At 44.2% G+C, this 16,174-nt stretch carries 9 protein-coding genes; all 9 read right to left on the reverse strand.

All coding sequences use genetic code 11. The features are described 5' to 3' along the window. Nucleotides 1–9 precede the first annotated feature (9 nt). Nucleotides 10–1,725 (reverse strand): glycosyltransferase, encoded by a 1,716-nt coding sequence (locus tag P0M28_RS17665; RefSeq protein ID WP_302203915.1) that lies wholly within the window; start codon nucleotides 1,723–1,725, stop codon nucleotides 10–12. A gap of 354 nt (nucleotides 1,726–2,079) precedes the next feature. Then, nucleotides 2,080–4,527 (reverse strand): GumC family protein, encoded by a 2,448-nt coding sequence (locus tag P0M28_RS17670; RefSeq protein WP_302203917.1) that lies wholly within the window; start codon nucleotides 4,525–4,527, stop codon nucleotides 2,080–2,082. Nucleotides 4,528–4,600: 73 nt separating this feature from the next. Then, the gene (locus tag P0M28_RS17675; RefSeq protein WP_302203919.1) at nucleotides 4,601–5,356 is read right to left on the reverse strand and encodes a polysaccharide biosynthesis/export family protein; all 756 of its coding nucleotides are present in this window, start codon (nucleotides 5,354–5,356) and stop codon (nucleotides 4,601–4,603) included. 258 nt (nucleotides 5,357–5,614) lie between these two features. Next, a complete protein-coding gene (gene purL / locus P0M28_RS17680; protein WP_302203920.1) occupies nucleotides 5,615–7,834 on the reverse strand; it encodes a phosphoribosylformylglycinamidine synthase subunit PurL in 2,220 nt (739 codons plus the stop codon). A gap of 92 nt (nucleotides 7,835–7,926) precedes the next feature. Further along, a complete protein-coding gene (hemB, locus tag P0M28_RS17685; protein WP_302203921.1) occupies nucleotides 7,927–8,898 on the reverse strand; it encodes a porphobilinogen synthase in 972 nt (323 codons plus the stop codon). 838 nt (nucleotides 8,899–9,736) lie between these two features. Further along, nucleotides 9,737–10,042 (reverse strand): hypothetical protein, encoded by a 306-nt coding sequence (locus P0M28_RS17690; RefSeq protein ID WP_302203922.1) that lies wholly within the window; start codon nucleotides 10,040–10,042, stop codon nucleotides 9,737–9,739. An 11-nt stretch (nucleotides 10,043–10,053) separates the two neighbouring features. Beyond that, nucleotides 10,054–11,124 carry an IS4 family transposase gene (locus P0M28_RS17695; RefSeq protein ID WP_302203923.1) on the reverse strand — a complete coding sequence of 357 codons (1,071 nt, stop codon included), beginning with the start codon at nucleotides 11,122–11,124 and terminating at the stop codon, nucleotides 10,054–10,056. A 218-nt stretch (nucleotides 11,125–11,342) separates the two neighbouring features. After that, nucleotides 11,343–12,809: a DUF1501 domain-containing protein gene (locus P0M28_RS17700; protein WP_302203925.1), complete on the reverse strand. Its 1,467-nt coding sequence runs from the start codon at nucleotides 12,807–12,809 to the stop codon at nucleotides 11,343–11,345. Between the two features lie 15 nt (nucleotides 12,810–12,824). Further along, on the reverse strand, nucleotides 12,825–16,091 hold the full coding sequence (locus tag P0M28_RS17705) for a DUF1553 domain-containing protein (RefSeq protein WP_302203927.1): 3,267 nt from the start codon (nucleotides 16,089–16,091) through the stop codon (nucleotides 12,825–12,827). Nucleotides 16,092–16,174: the final 83 nt, after the last annotated feature.

The raw sequence follows: 16,174 nt of genomic DNA on the forward strand, positions 1-16,174 counted from the left end.
TCGTTTTTTTTAGTTAGCAACTATTTTTTTGAACCGACTTCCTATTCGGTACAACAAGGCTTCAGGGTGTAGTAGAAAGCTTCCTAAGTGTTTTTGAATTACGTGTACATTTGCTTTCCAGGTTTTAGCAGCAGCATTTGTTTTATTGGTAGTCATACGAATTTCTCCGTGTTCATGGTAGGCCACAGTAATATCTGGCATAAAGTGCACCTTATAGCCGTGTTTTACAACTACCGTGCGAAAAAACTCACTGTCAATTCCGCGAGGCATCTTAGTATCGAAGCCCCCTACTTTAATCATAGTCTCTCGCTTGGTCATTACGGTAGAGTTATGGATTACACCGTTTCCCTTCAGTAATGTTGAAGTAAGGTTTAGCGGCATTTCCGCCCGTTTAACTTCTTCGTTATTACTAGCATCAATTACCTTCACCCCACTGCACACAATGCCAAGCTTAGGGTCCAAACTACTTTCAAAGATTTCAATCTGTTTGGTAAGCTTATCGGTATCTATCCACTCATCATCGTCATCCATAAATGCCACAAACGTACCTTGGCATTGCTTCAGTGCTGTATTTCGCGCATAGGCATTTCCTTGGTTCTCTTCGTGCCGGAAATACTTCACTCTTGTATCTTTTTTAGAGTAGCTCTTTGCAACTTCAGCAGTATTGTCAGATGATGCATCATCTACCACGATAACTTCTATGTTTGGGTAGCTCTGAGTCAGTACAGAATCTAAGCACCGACCCAAGAACCCCGCTCGATTATACGTGGTAATGTTCACGCTTACTAGCGGCTCTGCATCAGTATGCAATGCCGAATTAGACGGCTCAATTTGTTGCTGTAAATGATTCATAAATCGTTTAGCTTCTTGGGAAGAAGAAATTGTTAAGGGAATATGAAATACGGATAGCATTAACGCCTCCCAAAAATTCAGAGGTACATTTATTGATCGTGCTCTTTTTATGATAGCGAACGGGCTTCTGGGGTAATGACGACTCAGGGTCGAGTATTTGAGATAGCGTGACCTAAACCTATCGGGGTAATAGAAGGCTAGCTGACAGATACCCCGGGCTACCCGCTTTGATTTATTCATCAACGAACGATATTTCCACCGAGCCGGATGTTTTAATGTCACTGAATCGGTATAAACTTGTTTTAAACCCGCTTGGTGTACTCGGTTCCCAAATTCATAATCTCCTCCAGATTCTAAGCGGGCATCGAAGTTGCCTACTACATTAATTGTTTCCTTTTTGATACTAAGGCAACAAGTAGGCACAAAATGATTGTGCTCTAAATCAACATCTACCTTAAATCCACCTAGCCGGTTGTACTTGGCAGCAAGTGTTTTTTTATCCGTAACAATTTCAACTTTACAGCCTACATAATCGGCATCTTGTTCCTGAAAAACATCGGCTACTTTCTGGAGATAATTTGAGGGTGCTACCATATCGGCATCTACAAAAAATAATAAGTTACCTTTCGCTTTTTTGATGGCTTTGTTGCGAGCTGCATATGAACCTTGTTGCTCATCTTCTACCACTAAACGTACTAAACTAGGAAAGCGAGTCGTGAAACTTTGAGCCAATTGCTGGGTATCATCCGTTGATCCGTTATCAGCAACAATGATTTCAAACGAGTCTGATATCTCTTGGGCTACCAAAGAGGCTAAGGTAGCTTCAAGTCCAACAGAATCATTGTATACTGGTATAATTACGGAAATCATCATGTATTAGGGTTACTATTACAAATGTACTAATTTTTTGCGTTATAATTATAAATAATCAATTAATAATTATAACTTTTTCTATTATTCTCTCTTTGATGTATCCATTCCATAAGAACCCGAAGAAAAATTATTTTTTGTCACTAACTATTTATAATTCGTATTGCATACTTTTATTTAAAAAAATACACAAATAGTTCAAATTTAATTTGCTAAGAAGCTTTCTTAAGGGCAATAGCTGGAATAAATGCGCTGGCAATTGCCAGTTATGAGATTGCCCTTCTTTGACTACTTCTAGGTAAGCTAAATAATGAGCTATTTTTAAATCTATGCTTTCACTAAGTGTGTGACAGTTACCTACGAAAAAGGATTCTTGATAGTGACGGTCGGCTTATTACCAGACAAGCGTTTCCGAGACTGTTGGGTGTAGTAACCATCGCTATTAGACAGATAACCATATCCGTACTCTGCGGAGAACTTCACATCGTTGAAGAGCAAATAGAGATTCTTGATCTTATTCTTAGCGTACAGATCGTTAATACCACCCAATATATTCTTATTGGTGTAGTTATAGCGAACTACGAATAGACTAATATCAAAGTGTTTGAGCATTACGAAGTAGTCGGCCACATATCCAATGGGCGGAGTTTCAATAATAACATAATCGTAGCGATCACGTAGCAGACGCATAAGCTCATCCATCCTAGCCGATTCAAATAGTGTGATAGGATCTTCTTGGGGAATCCCGGGAGCTATCACATCAAGCTTTCTAAATTCAGTTGGTTGGATAATATCATCTACTGCTACTGAGCCACTCAGATAATCAGAAATACCCGGCCCAGACAGATCAAAGAAATCCTGAATTCGGGGCTTGCGTAGATCACCACCGATAAGCAGGGTTCGCTTACCTGATTCAGCAAAAGCAGTACTCAAATTAGCTGAACAGAACGTTTTGCCTTCGCCACTGATAGAAGAAGTAACTCCAATTACTTTTTCATTACCTCCTTGGTGAAAGTACTGCAAGTTAATGCGGGCAAACTTAAACGATTCGGCAATGGCTGAGTTGGGTAAGGTACGGGCTACTAGTTTAGCATCCTTCGGTCCGTTGGCAATCATTCCTAGCAAAGGTACCTTCACTTGTTTCTCTAGTTCTTCCTTGTCGGTAATGTTATTATTCGATAAATCTTTTATTAAGACCACTGAGAACGGGATGATAAACCCGATAACAAAAGCGATAGAGAATATCAGCATATTGTTGGGTTCAACTGGCTTGTAACCGGTCTTTTTAGCAGAATCTATGACCTGCACGTTTTCAGAATTGGTAGCCAATGCTAATTCAGCATTCGACTGCTTTTGCAGCAAGAAGTTATACTCTTGATAAAGCTTATCGTATTTCTGTTGTAAAAACTGTAGTTTACTTTGCTCTTGAGGCAACTGATTAATGCTGTACTGAATACCGCCAATTCTTTGATTTAGCCGACTAAGATTCCGCTTCTCCGCAGCCAATGCACTCCGGAGCTGCTCCTGGATAGCTGCCCGGGTACTTTCAACTTCACGTTTAACCGTCTTGTATATCGGGTTATCCGGAAGAGCATTAACTTTAAGATCATTTAGGCGGGTGACCAAGGTAATGTAGTTCTCAATTAGACGATTGAATAGCTGATCCTGATTGATGCCCGCTGAAGAAGGCGCAACAATCTTACTATAGTCATTATTACTATCCAAGTAGGTAAGTGTGTTTTGATAATAATCTATTCTCCGTTCTGATTCTGCTTTATTATTTTGTAACGCGCCTAGGTTCTCCATGGCCTGACCCGAAGCAAAATCAGAATTTAATAGCCCGGTTTGGGAGCGAAAGTTCTCTAAGGCCGCCCGGGCGTTATCCAGTGAATCGTTTTTTTCTGCTATCTCGCGTTTCAGAAAATCAAGCGAAGTTTCACCCAAACTATTCTTTTGTAGTAACCCCTCTTGGGTATACGTTTCAACGAGGGTATTTATAAATAATCCACCCTTTCGATCTACAGCACTGTTAATTAGCAACTGTAGCATACGGTTGCTATCGTCCATGTCTACCGCAGGTTGTACCGTCAACCTTCCTTGGTACTGCATCGCCAAATCTTCAATACGCATCATTTTAAAGCAGTACGAAAAATCACCGTCTTCTTTTTTCTTCTTATCAACTGTGATATTGAGGATGTCGCTGGTAAAGGGTTTTCCAAACTCCCCGACAGCCTCCAATTCATAGTCAAACACTTTTCGCCCTTCTTTGGTAGCAAAGGCTACGGCATTTGCCTCATCGTTACTAGCGGTAATTCGGTATTGCGTTTCAGAAATAGCTTCAATAAAAATTGGGGTATTTACCGCCTGAAATTGGCTAGAATCTAGCCGTATCTCGTAGGGAAAGGAAGTGTAAATCTCGTTTAGCCAATCTTCTCGCATAAAATCGGGCCAGAAACTTTCTACATTGTAGTAAGTGATTCCGAAATCAAGTCGCTCTAAAGCCGACTTGATAAGCGAGTAAGACTTTAGCTTTCCTATCTCATTAGTGAGAGCAATTCCCTTTCCTTCGTTAGGAGCGTCGTTCAGTAGCACTCCGGTTTCAGTTGAGCCTACTTCTCGGTCTTTTACCAAGATCGTTGCCCCTACTTCAAATTTTTTCTCGCCAAATATGACGAAAACTGAAGCAATTGCTAAACAAAGTCCCAGGCTGATTACAAAGTAATACCAGTGTTTCAGCATCTTCCCGAGTAGGGCAAACAGGTCTATTGTTTGGGTTTGATTATTTGTACTTTTTGCCTTTTCCATTGTTTGTCATAAGTTATAGATGACAATGATTTTATTATGAATATGCCTCCTGCTTAGTAGCAACCAAGATCGGTTAGTTGGCATTGTTGAGTGTCACAATTAGGTTGATGATAGCAACCAGTGATCCTATACTGCTGAATATCAAGCCAACAGGCTGAAAATTTGCCCTACGTACCTGCTGTATGGAGGGTTCTACATAAATCTGGTCGTTAGGTAACAGATAGTAATACTTCGATTTCATTAAATCAGCATCGGTCAGATCTATCAGAATAACCTCAGCACCATCATCCGTTTGGCGAATGAGCTTCACATTTTGCCGATTAGCGATCTGCGTTAAATCCCCAGCTAAGCTGAGCCCTTCTAGTATAGTTGCCTGCCCATTATAAATATAATAATATCCCGGATTATTTACTTCCCCTAGTACTGATACTTTAAAGCTAACTAGCTTAACATCAACCGATGAATTAAGAATGTAGCGATTGGCCTCCTGCTGAATAATCTGCTGGCACTCTTCAATAGTTAGGTTTTGAACCTGTACCTTTCCAATGAGCGGAATACTGATAAAACCATCTTTGTCTACATTAAAACCCATTAAGTACAAGATAGACTCACTACCAAAACCACGAGCACCTTCTTGGTTGCCATAGTTGAAAAAAGCAGAGGTTTCATTATCAGGGTTTTGGATTGTTACGTGCAGTATATCATTAGGCTGAATGCGATACTCAGGCCGCCTGTTTTTTATCTGAGTAGGATAGTCGGTAGAAAAACTACTATCCTGTAAATAAACTAGCTGGTTCTTTGATACACACGAAACAACAGAAGCTATCATTACAAGATAAATAACAGATAAACTGAAATATTTTCTGGCTTTTATCAGTTTTTGATACATTAAAGATATTTTATATAATTTTTCTAATTTTATTTTGAACAAAAGTATAAATTTATTCGGTGTTTTAAAAAGAATATGAATAAAAAATTAACTATTATGATTAATTTTTGCATTTTTCTTATAAAACAAAGTATTTATACTCACTCTTTCGCTTTCATTTCTTGAAAAATAATCGCTTTGGCACATGTACTGTTTTTCTCATTTTGTCAAAAAATGCGCCAGACTCGTGTCATATAATTCCTTTCCTGCTAGAGATGATACCAATTGTTGGTCATCTACCACAAAGTCAGCAGACTGCACTGAACCAATTTGTAAAAAGGTAGTATCTCTTTTTATCAGAAAGTCTTCAAAAATCTCTTTTTGAGAAAAATCCACACTGACTACTACTCGCCCTTGCCCTTCTCCAAACAGAAAAGCATCTTTTCTTATACCGGAAATAGTCTGCACCGAAAAGCCTAAATTATTTACCATTGCCGACTCAGCCAAAGCAATAAATAGCCCACCATCTGACACGTCGTGGGCGGATATTGCTAATTTTTGCTTAATTAATTCACGTACAGTTTGATGAAGCTGATATTCTTGCTCAAGATCAAAATACGGAGCCGGAGACTGTTTTATCTCGTGAAAACTGTACAAATACTCCGAGCACGCAATATCATTGGTCGGCTTTCCCAATAGGTAAATCAGATCGCCTTCTTGCCGGAAAGCCAGTGTCATCTGCTGCCGATAATCCTCTAAAATTCCTAGCATCCCTATGGTTGGGGTGGGAAATACAGCTCCCCCATCGCTAGACTGATTGTAAAAGCTTACGTTTCCGCCAGTTACCGGAGTACCTAACTTTTCACAAGCTCGCTTCATGCCTTTAATTGACTCTACAAACTGCCAGTATACTTCCGGATCATAAGGATTGCCAAAGTTCAAACAGTTGGTTACGGCTACCGCTTCACTACCAGCGCAAACAATATTTCGTGCTGCTTCAGCCACAGCAATCGCGCACCCCACTTCGGGGTTAGCGTGAACATAACGGGCATTGCAATCTACAGTTACAGCAATGGCCTTATCGGTACCTTTAATTCGCACCACCCCCGCATCAGACGGTGAATTAGTTGTAGTAGTACCAGTACCAATCATAGAATCATACTGCTCTGACACCCATTGTTTGGAAGCAATATTCGGGTGGCTTAGTAGAAACTTAGCTACCTCAGCATAATCATCCGGTTGAGGTACATTATCTATATTAAACTTTTGATGTTCTTGGTAGTAAGCCGGTTCTCGGTATTCGCGTTGGTAAACTGGAGCACCTCCGCCTAACACTAAATCATCAGCCGGCACATCAGCTACCACCTCACCCTGCTGGTGAAACACCAATCGCTTTGTATCAGTGACTACTCCAATTTGCTCACATTGTAGATCCCATTTATCAAAAATGGCTTTTACTGCTTCTTCGCTACCTTGTTCCACCACAATCAGCATTCGCTCCTGCGATTCAGACAACAAAATCTCCCAGGCTAGCATATCGCTTTGCCGGAGTGGAACTTTATCCAGCCAAATATCCATTCCGTGTTCTCCCTTAGCACTCATTTCGGAAGTAGAGCAGATAATACCCGCCGCACCCATATCTTGAATGCCAATTACGTGCCCGGAAGCAATCACTTCTAGCGAGGCCTCCAGCAATAACTTTTCCTGAAACGGATCTCCCACCTGCACTGCCGGAAGGTCTTCAATCGAGTCTTCCGTAATATCTTTAGAAGCAAAGGCTGCCCCGTGGATCCCATCTTTGCCAGTGGCTGATCCTACAATAAATACCGGATTACCTACTCCATGCGAGGTGGCACTAGCCACTTTATCTGTTTCGACGATACCGGCTGAAAAAGCATTTACCAGTGGATTGACCTGATAGCAGGGGTCAAAAAATAACTCGCCTCCTACGGTAGGAATACCAAACGCATTACCATAGTCGCCAATTCCTTTTACTACCCCTCGGAGCAACCACTGCGTGCGTTCATTCTTAATATCACCAAAGCGCAGGGAATTTAACTGAGCGATAGGCCGGGCACCCATCGTAAAAATATCCCGGTTAATACCGCCCACTCCGGTAGCAGCTCCCTGATAAGGCTCAATAGCCGATGGATGATTATGAGATTCTATCTTGAAGCTACAGGCCAATCCATCACCAATGTCTACCAAGCCCGCGTTTTCTTCGCCAGCCTTCGCCAGCATTCGCTCTGAATCTTTAGGTAACTTCTTGAGCCAAGTGATAGAATTTTTATACGAGCAGTGCTCTGACCACATCACTGAAAATATACACAGTTCAGTAAAGTTAGGATCGCGCCCTAAAATCTCTCGAACCTTCTCAAATTCTTCTTCAAGCAGGCCTAGGTCTTTGGCTGTTTGTACAGTAGGTAATATTTGTTCCACGTTGCGAAATAATACGTTTTTAACGGTGTAATCTATAGAATATTGAATGATCTATTAGGGATGTTTCAATAAACTAACCTATTTTTCATGATTCATAATTTCAGCCACTGAGCGTATTCTTTGGCAAAATACGTTAAAATAATATCAGCCCCCGCCCGACGAATGCTTAGCAGACTCTCCTCCATTGTTTTCTTCCCGTCTAACCACCCATTGGCTGCGGCCGCTTTAATCATAGCGTATTCACCACTCACTTGGTAGGCTGCAATGGGAATTGGAAACTGCGCTTTTAGCGATTGAACAATATCCAGATAAGGTAATGCTGGTTTTACCATCAGCATATCCGCTCCTTCTTCATAATCTAACTGGGCTTCCATCAATGCTTCCCGGGCGTTGGCGGGATTCATTTGGTAGGTCTTTTTATCCCCTGACTTAGGAGCAGAGTCTAGCGCATCGCGAAATGGCCCATAGAAAGCAGACGCATATTTGGCGGTATACGCCATAATAGATACATTGGTAAAACCGTGTTCGTCTAATAGCTTCCGCAAGTACCCTATTCGACCGTCCATCATATCGGAAGGCCCCAGCATATCGGTACCGGCTTCAGCTTGCGCTAGTGCCATTTTTCCCAGTATCTCTAATGTTTCGTCGTTTAGTATTTCGCCATCACGTACCAGCCCATCGTGCCCATCCGAACTGTAGGGATCCATCGCAATATCAGTCATCAAACAAACATCCGGGAAAACTTCTTTAATACGGCGGATGGCGGTAGGGAAAAGACCATCGGGGTTATGCCCCTCTTGTGCCAGGGGATCTTTCTTATCGTCAGTGAGAGCAGGAAAGGGGGCAAATGTACGAATGCCCAGTTCTTGACAAGCAGCCACTTCTTCTAACAGCAGATCAATGCTGTAGCGATAAATGCCCGACATAGAGGCTACTTCTTTCCGCTGATTATCACCTTCAATAATGAATATCGGAAATATAAGGTGTTGCACCGAAAGCTGGGTCTCTTCTACCAGATTACGAATAACGAGTGATTTTCGGTTGCGGCGAGGTCGGCGTAGCATACAAACTGTTTGTAGCAAATATAACGGGGATATAGCCAGATACCGAAAGGATGCTGGTTTTTTTGTAGATTTGAGTATACTACGGTGCATTCCAGATTAAGCAATGATTTTCTCTGTTCTTCACTGCTGTAAAACTGTTCAAAACAAGTGATGAGGCATTCTAAAAATACTGCAAAATTCTGTAAATGGTTTTGCCAATAGTCCAATCTATACCGAAACCACAAGCTCGGGCAAATTCAATAGCTCTTCGTACAACTCATTCGTGTTAGCCAAATTAGTATTTTTATCTCCTACCACTACTTTCGTAAATGAGCCAATTTGTACAATGAAGAAGTCTTACCTGCTGTACCGTTCCGGTCGGATGGTTGGAGTGGGATTACTGAGGAGAATGCGTTTACGCTGCGGTAGGCCATTAGATTTTTGTGCCTGTTATCACAAATCTGATGCAGCAATAAATATCTTCAAATAAGACTATTGGAAAGGGTAACAAACATTAGGTGATTGCTAATAAATAGTCTGATGTATCCTGCGCCACAGTAACCCGGATTTATTCCGGTTGGTGACCCGACGGATTTTCGAGTGGGAGACGTCGATATTTGTCAGGTGTTCCACATTAGACACCAAGCGCAGAGCCTTGCAAGCTAGGCCTCATCTGTCTAGTGTCCATCAGCAAGAATGTACCGCGCTACGGAGGCCAAGATAGTTTCTTATAAGTACTTAGCAGCCTAAATAGGAAAAAGATGTAAATGTGAGATGAAGCTTGTTTCATAGTGTTATTAGAGTTAGTCTTAAACTCGATCGATATTCACTTCATTTTTGCCTTGCTTACACATCTTACTCAACGATAGCTGAGTAGATTATTCCACTTATCTAACATTCTTGCATAGAATGTAGCAGCAGTAGTTGGTTCATAATTCAATAACCCTAGTGATCCCGCTTCTAAGTCACCGAACATGGATACAATTTCAAAAATTGCATCGGTATCAAGATTAATTCTATAATGATTAGTCTCTTTGTCATCCGGCCGATTATGATTAGTAGGCTTTTCCACTAAATTTTCAGACAATATTCTACCAATTTCAGAAGCTAATTCTTTTCTGCCAGATTTCGTTAATTCTTGAAATGTAACGTTTAAGGTCTTCACTACCGTACACTTTATTCATGATGTTGTTCGGCGAACGTTTGCAAAGACAAATCAAGCCATTCTCTCAGGTCAGGGAATAACTCTAGAAAGCGTCTACCGAGGAAGAATAAGCTCAAATCACATCGGTCAGTTCGGTGCACCATCGGATAGTACTGCGATTGTTGGCATTGCACCCCGGCCAGGATACAAAAGATGTAAGCCAGACAAGTGGCGATAAGTAATTTGGCTAAACGCTCAGGATCATTCAGATGGCTACGCTGTAGATTGAACCCCCGACTTTTCTGATCGGAGAAGAAGGTCTCTATCGCCCGGCGACCCGGTTTAAACCGCTTTTTATATAGTTGTGTGATGAGTGGGGGGTAATCCAAATTGCTCAGCAGATAGATTGCTTCTTTGTACTTGCCTTCATGCCAGACCGTAATGTTGAGCGGTCCATAGTGCTGGTGGGTGAAGTAGGCATCGGTGAGCGTGAAGGTAGTTTGCCCTACGGCGGGGGCCAACCACTTGAGGGCCAGCATATCTTGCGGGCATTGTCCAGCTAGTTTAGCGCAACCCGTGCGCAATACATAGTTCCAACCGTAGCCAATAATATCGGCCTGCCAGTTACACCCATCGTATTCTCCATCTCCTACAATGCTGATCTGACAATCAGAGGGCACTATTTCAGCAAGACGCTCTAGGAGTTGCCGGTGCATCTTCTCAGGCAGGTGGCCCTTCTTAGCCCACACGACCGTCCAGACTACTGGGGTAGCCCGCTGGCGGTAGATCACGCTGATCATTAATACCATGCACCCACGTCCAGCGGCGCTACCGTCAATACTGAACACCAGACAGCCCTGAGCACTCAGGGTTTTCAGCAAAGCCTTCAGGTAGGGCAGATAGTGAACTGAATAAGAAGTATGCTCATTGATAATCCAGCGTTTGTATTGCTTTTCCTTGCTGGCCTGTTGCTTTAAGTCAGGATTGGCGCGTCCCAAATCAGTCAGACGAGAGGAACCCTGTTGCAAAACCCCGCTGACCATCGCGGCCAGTACACTCAACCGGCGGAAAGCATTGCCCGATAGATGAGCGTCTCCTAGCATATTCTGCAAACTTTTACGTACTTTACTAATCAAATTTTTTTATCGTTCATAAACGGTTAGTTTTAGTGAGTATGGCTACTTCTAAACTAACCGTTTTTGCCTCCCCATTCAACTAGCTGTCAAAAGTGTACGGTAGTGAATTAAGGTCCCCCGATCAAGAACGTCCTCATTTTCTATAATTCGTTTGTATTCCTCTGTTGTCACTTATCTTTCCCTAACTAAGCAAGAATATCATTCACCACGTGACCGTGAACATCCGTTAGACGGTAGCGGCGACCCTGATGCTTAAACGTCAGTTGTTCATGATCTATGCCGAGCAGGTGCAGTAATGTTGCCTGAAAATCGTGGACGTGTACTCCGTTTTCGGCAATGTTGTAGCTAAAATCATCGGTTTTACCGTAGACCGTTCCGGGTTTGATGCCGCCCCCGGCCATCCACATGCTAAAGCAACGGGGATGATGATCACGCCCGTAGTTCGTTTTCGTCAATTTGCCCTGAGAGAAACTGGTACGTCCAAATTCACCACCCCAGACGACTAGCGTATCGTCTAGCAAACCGCGTTGCTTCAGATCGGTCACCAGAGCGGCAGAGGCTTGGTCGCTGGATTTTGCCAGTTTTTGAATGTCTTTGGGTAGGTTCCCATGCTGATCCCAGCCCATATGGTAGAGCTGAACAAACGGAACATTTCGCTCCGCCAGACGACGGGCTAAAAGGCAGTTAGCCGCGTAGGTGCCCGGAATTTTTGCGTCCGGGCCGTATAGATCGAAGATATAATCTGGCTCATCAGATAAGTCGGTCACGTCTGGTACCGAGGTTTGCATACGGTAAGCCATTTCGTACTGGCTGATCTTAGAATCAATCTCGGGGTCACCCCAGACGGCTTGCTGCTCGCGTTCTAACCGTTCCAAATAATCCAGCTCCCGGCGACGACTCGCCCGGTCTATGCCGTCAGGGTTAGAGAGATAAAGCACTGGGTCAGCTCCCGAGCGGAATTGTACTCCCTGATGATGGGACGGAAGAAAACCGTTACCCCAGGACTGCATGTTGAGGTTTTGCGTATCAGATTTACCCCGAGAAAGCAACACAATGAACGAAGGCAGATTCTGGTTCGGGCTTCCCAACCCGTAACTCATCCAGGAGCCAATGCAGGGTCTGCCTACCTGTTGGGAACCCGTTTGCAAAAAAATGACGGCTGGTTCGTGATTGATCGCCTCAGTGTACATAGAATTTACCACGCAAATGTCTTCGGCGATCTGAGCGGTGTAGGGAACCAAGTTGCTAAAATATCCTCCGGTTTTTGGGTTCTGAGTAAACTCGAATTTGGAACCCACCAGTGGGAAGCTGGATTGAGCCGCTAGCATTCCGGTAACGCGTTGACCACCCCGCACACTGTCGGGAATTTCTTCCCCGTGCCGCTTCATCAGCTCTGGTTTGTAGTCAAACAGTTCAATCTGGCTAGGGCCCCCACTTTGAAAGAGATAGATAATTCGCTTAGCTTTTGGCGCATGGTGCAACGCTTTAAGCACTCCACCTGAACCAGGGATGGTGTTTGGTTGTGCTGAAAGTAGGTTGGGGGCTATCAGTGAACCAATGGCAGCAGCTCCTAATCCTTTGGTAGTGGTGCGAAGAAAATCGCGGCGGGTTTGATTGTATTGCGCCTTCTGTATATCGTTATTCCAATTCATGTCTTATCGAGAAAATTAATTTTTGTAATACGCTTCGGTGGTGTTAAGAATAGTATTGGCAACTCGGGCTAGAGCGGCTACCTCCGTAGTAGGCAACTCCTGGGAAGGAGCCCGGTGCCCGACGGTTAGGTAAGCTGATGCCCGTCCTTGGTCTTCTTTAAAGTAGGCTAACTCTTCTTGATATTGCCCGATCAGCAGTTGAAACTCTCGCTCGGTGGGTTCTCGGCTGGTCAGTAGCTGAAATGCTTGTCGGGTCGCCTCCCGGACATCACCCTGAGCTTCATTCAGCATACTTTCTGCCAATGCCCGACAGCCCTCAATCATTTGCTCATCATTTAGTAACACCAAGGCTTGTAGTGGCGTACTACTGCGTTGTCGACGCACCTGACACTCGCCCCGGCTAGAGGCATCGAAAACCAACATGCTGGGCGGGGGCATATTGCGTTTCCAGAAGGTATAAATGCTGCGTCGATAGAGTCCATCTTCGTAGTCAACCTTATAACCGGGGAAGAAGGGGTGGGAAGTAGTTTCCTTCCATAATCCGGGTGGCTGATACGGAAAGGTGGAAGGGCCACCAACGGTAGGATCAAGCAGACCGCTGGCGGCCAAAACATTATCTCGTACCATTTCGGCGGAGCGACGGTAACGCGGGGCGCGAGCGAGTAATACGTTATCTGGGTCAGTTTCCTGTAACTCAGGGCGGATTTTAGATGATTGGCGGTAGGTAGCTGATAGCACCATCTGCCGGATAAGCCGTTTCACATCCCAGCCATTTTGCTGGAAGTCAACCGCTAGCCAGTCCAGCAGTTTCGGATGAGAGGGTAAAGCTCCCTGATTGCCAAAATCTTCTACTGTTTCTACCAAGCCTCGTCCGAACATCAGATACCACATCTGGTTCACGGCTACCCGGGCGGTTAGCGGATGGTCGGAGTGAATCAGCCACTGGCCTAACCCCAAACGATTGCGTGGAAACTCTTCTGGCCAAGATAGTAGCGAAGTAGGAACATCGCGGCTAACCACTTCGCCGTGGGCATCGTATACGCCTCGTTCCAGAATGTAGGTTTGACGTTCGTTTTCCCCATCACCCATCACCATAATCTCCTGAACGGTATCAATAGTAGCAACTTCTTTTAGGCGCAAATCTCGCAGTTCCGCCCGTTCGCTTTTTAGCTGAGAATCTACAAACAAATCGTAGAAACGATCCAACGTGGAAGGTTGCCGGCTCAGCGCTTCTTCAAAAGCAGTCGTACCTTGGTTGGGGTTGTATAAATATTTAGCTACCAGACTACCTGCTTCCCGATTCAGAATACGAACTTCGTCGAGTAACCCTCCGGTAAAATCCTGATCGTAGTGACGGTTACCGATAATCAGTCCCCGGTAGTGGGCGTAAACAGTGGCTCGGGTATCCAGGTAAGGCTTGGTAGACCGATACAAATAATCGCGCTTGATTTCCGGTTTAATTTCTTCACCATTTCGGTGTAGCCGCATTCCCTTCGCCTGGCTGGAGCCATCGTAGGTCCAGACATAGTGTACCCATTCGTTGATGGGTAATGGTTCTGAATCGCGAATGTCTAATGCTTGGTAGGGGTGAGCGTGATTTAAACGAAAGTGGGTGCGGGAACTATCCAGCATAATATCCCAGCCCCGGTAGCCTTGTATCCGGTTATTACCGTTGTACATGACGTGGGCTTCCGCAAATTCTTCGGGAATATTGATCCAGAAACTCACGGTAAACGGATCGGTGCGTTCAAAGAGCGAGGGTTTGCCGTCGGCTACGTATTGTCCCGAGGCATTGCTACGAATGGCTTTCCCTTTGATTCCCTCAGCAGTAGCAATGTCGCCACCGTAAATAGGCGAATCATTTCCTCTAACTGCATCTCGATCTTTTCCATCGGCCATTTGGTCGAAAGTCAGATGGGTGACAGTAGTTTGGCGGACGGCTTGCTCTAGGGCAGTTGCGCTCATTTGCTGGGCTTGCCATTGCTGCACTGCGTCGGTATTTTGCTCGGCTAGTTTATTTAGATCGTTTTGCTTTTGATCAATTTGATCCAGCAGATATTCCCGAATTTTCCTGGTTTCAGCATCGGGTAAAGCCAGTACCGGACCGGCATTCATAGCCAGTTTGTTAGGAACTTTCTGACCATTTTCTATGGCATTGAAGCCAAAAATGCCATCGCCCCGCTCAACAGTAGAGTTGAAAAAACTAAAGAACTGAAAGTAGTCTTTCTGAGAAATAGGGTCGTACTTATGATCGTGGCAACGGGCACAGGCCAGGGTCAACCCCATAAAAGCAGCTCCTAGAGTATTGGTACGATCCGCTACGTATTCTACCCGGAACTCTTCGGGAATAATTCCCCCTTCCGAGTTTTGTTTATGATTACGGTTAAAGGCGGTAGCCATAATTTGTTCTTCCGTGGCGTTTGGTAATTGATCGCCACCGATCTGCCAGAGAATAAATTTATTGTAAGGAAGATTACGGTTGTAGGCATCAATCACCCAGTCACGGTAGGGCCAGAAAGTGTGGTGAAAATCATCCAGATAACCTTCCGAATCAGCAAAGCGAGCTACATCCAACCAGTGTGCTGCCATGCGCTCTCCGTAAGCTGGTAGAGCCATCAAGCTGTCTACTAGTTGTTCGTAGTAATCAGGACGTTGATCCTGCATCAGCCGCTCTAAGTCATCAAGAGAAGGTGGTAATCCAGTCAGATCGAAGTACAGTCTTCGGATGAGTTGTTCGCGGTCGGCTTCCGGGGAAGGTTTAATATTGTTTTGCGCCAGTTTTTCCGCTACAAAGTGGTCAATTTCGCTCACGGTCCAGTCGCCTTCCGTTTCGGGCACTTTGGGTTGTTCTGGTTTAGTAAACGCCCAGTGGGGTTTGTATTCGGCTCCTTGCTCAATCCACTTTACCAATATCGCTTTTTCGCGAGGGGTAAGTTTCAGGTTAGATTCCGGTGGGGGCATCACCGTCTCAGGATCATTGGAAAAAAGACGCTTCACCAGTTCACTACGGTGGGCTTTACCAGGGACAATCGCCTGCTCACCACTTTCCAATATGGCGTAGGCTAAAGTGTCATCACTTAAACTCAGACCGGCTTCTACTGCGGCTTTATCAGGGCCATGGCAGGCAAAGCATCGATCTGATAGGATTGGCTTGACGTGAAAATTGTAATCTATCTTTCCTGGTAGTGTTTCGTAAACTTCCGCCACTTCATTGGGCATATCTGGTTGGCAACCAAATACATAAAAGGTGAGAATTAAGAAAACGAAAGGCTGAAATCGCATAGACTGATGTTTTAATTTTCTTAGGTAGAAGACAAAAAAATTAGCTATTCATAATTGACTTAACAGAATAGAGAAACTATTTA

This window comes from Tunicatimonas pelagia (assembly GCF_030506325.1).
GTDB classification, from domain to species: Bacteria; Bacteroidota; Bacteroidia; order Cytophagales; family Cyclobacteriaceae; genus Tunicatimonas; species Tunicatimonas pelagia.

What these genes read in the sequence shown, in the direction of transcription:
- P0M28_RS17675 (WP_302203919.1), bottom strand. Translation starts at nt 5,356, where the DNA reads ATGATAGCTTCTGTTGTTTCGTGTGTATCAAAGAACCAGCTAGTTTAT.
- hemB (WP_302203921.1), bottom strand. Translation starts at nt 8,898, where the DNA reads ATGCTACGCCGACCTCGCCGCAACCGAAAATCACTCGTTATTCGTAAT.
- P0M28_RS17705 (WP_302203927.1), bottom strand. Translation starts at nt 16,091, where the DNA reads ATGCGATTTCAGCCTTTCGTTTTCTTAATTCTCACCTTTTATGTATTT.
- P0M28_RS17695 (WP_302203923.1), bottom strand. Translation starts at nt 11,124, where the DNA reads ATGCTAGGAGACGCTCATCTATCGGGCAATGCTTTCCGCCGGTTGAGT.
- P0M28_RS17700 (WP_302203925.1), bottom strand. Translation starts at nt 12,809, where the DNA reads ATGAATTGGAATAACGATATACAGAAGGCGCAATACAATCAAACCCGC.
- P0M28_RS17670 (WP_302203917.1), bottom strand. Translation starts at nt 4,527, where the DNA reads ATGGAAAAGGCAAAAAGTACAAATAATCAAACCCAAACAATAGACCTG.
- P0M28_RS17665 (WP_302203915.1), bottom strand. Translation starts at nt 1,725, where the DNA reads ATGATGATTTCCGTAATTATACCAGTATACAATGATTCTGTTGGACTT.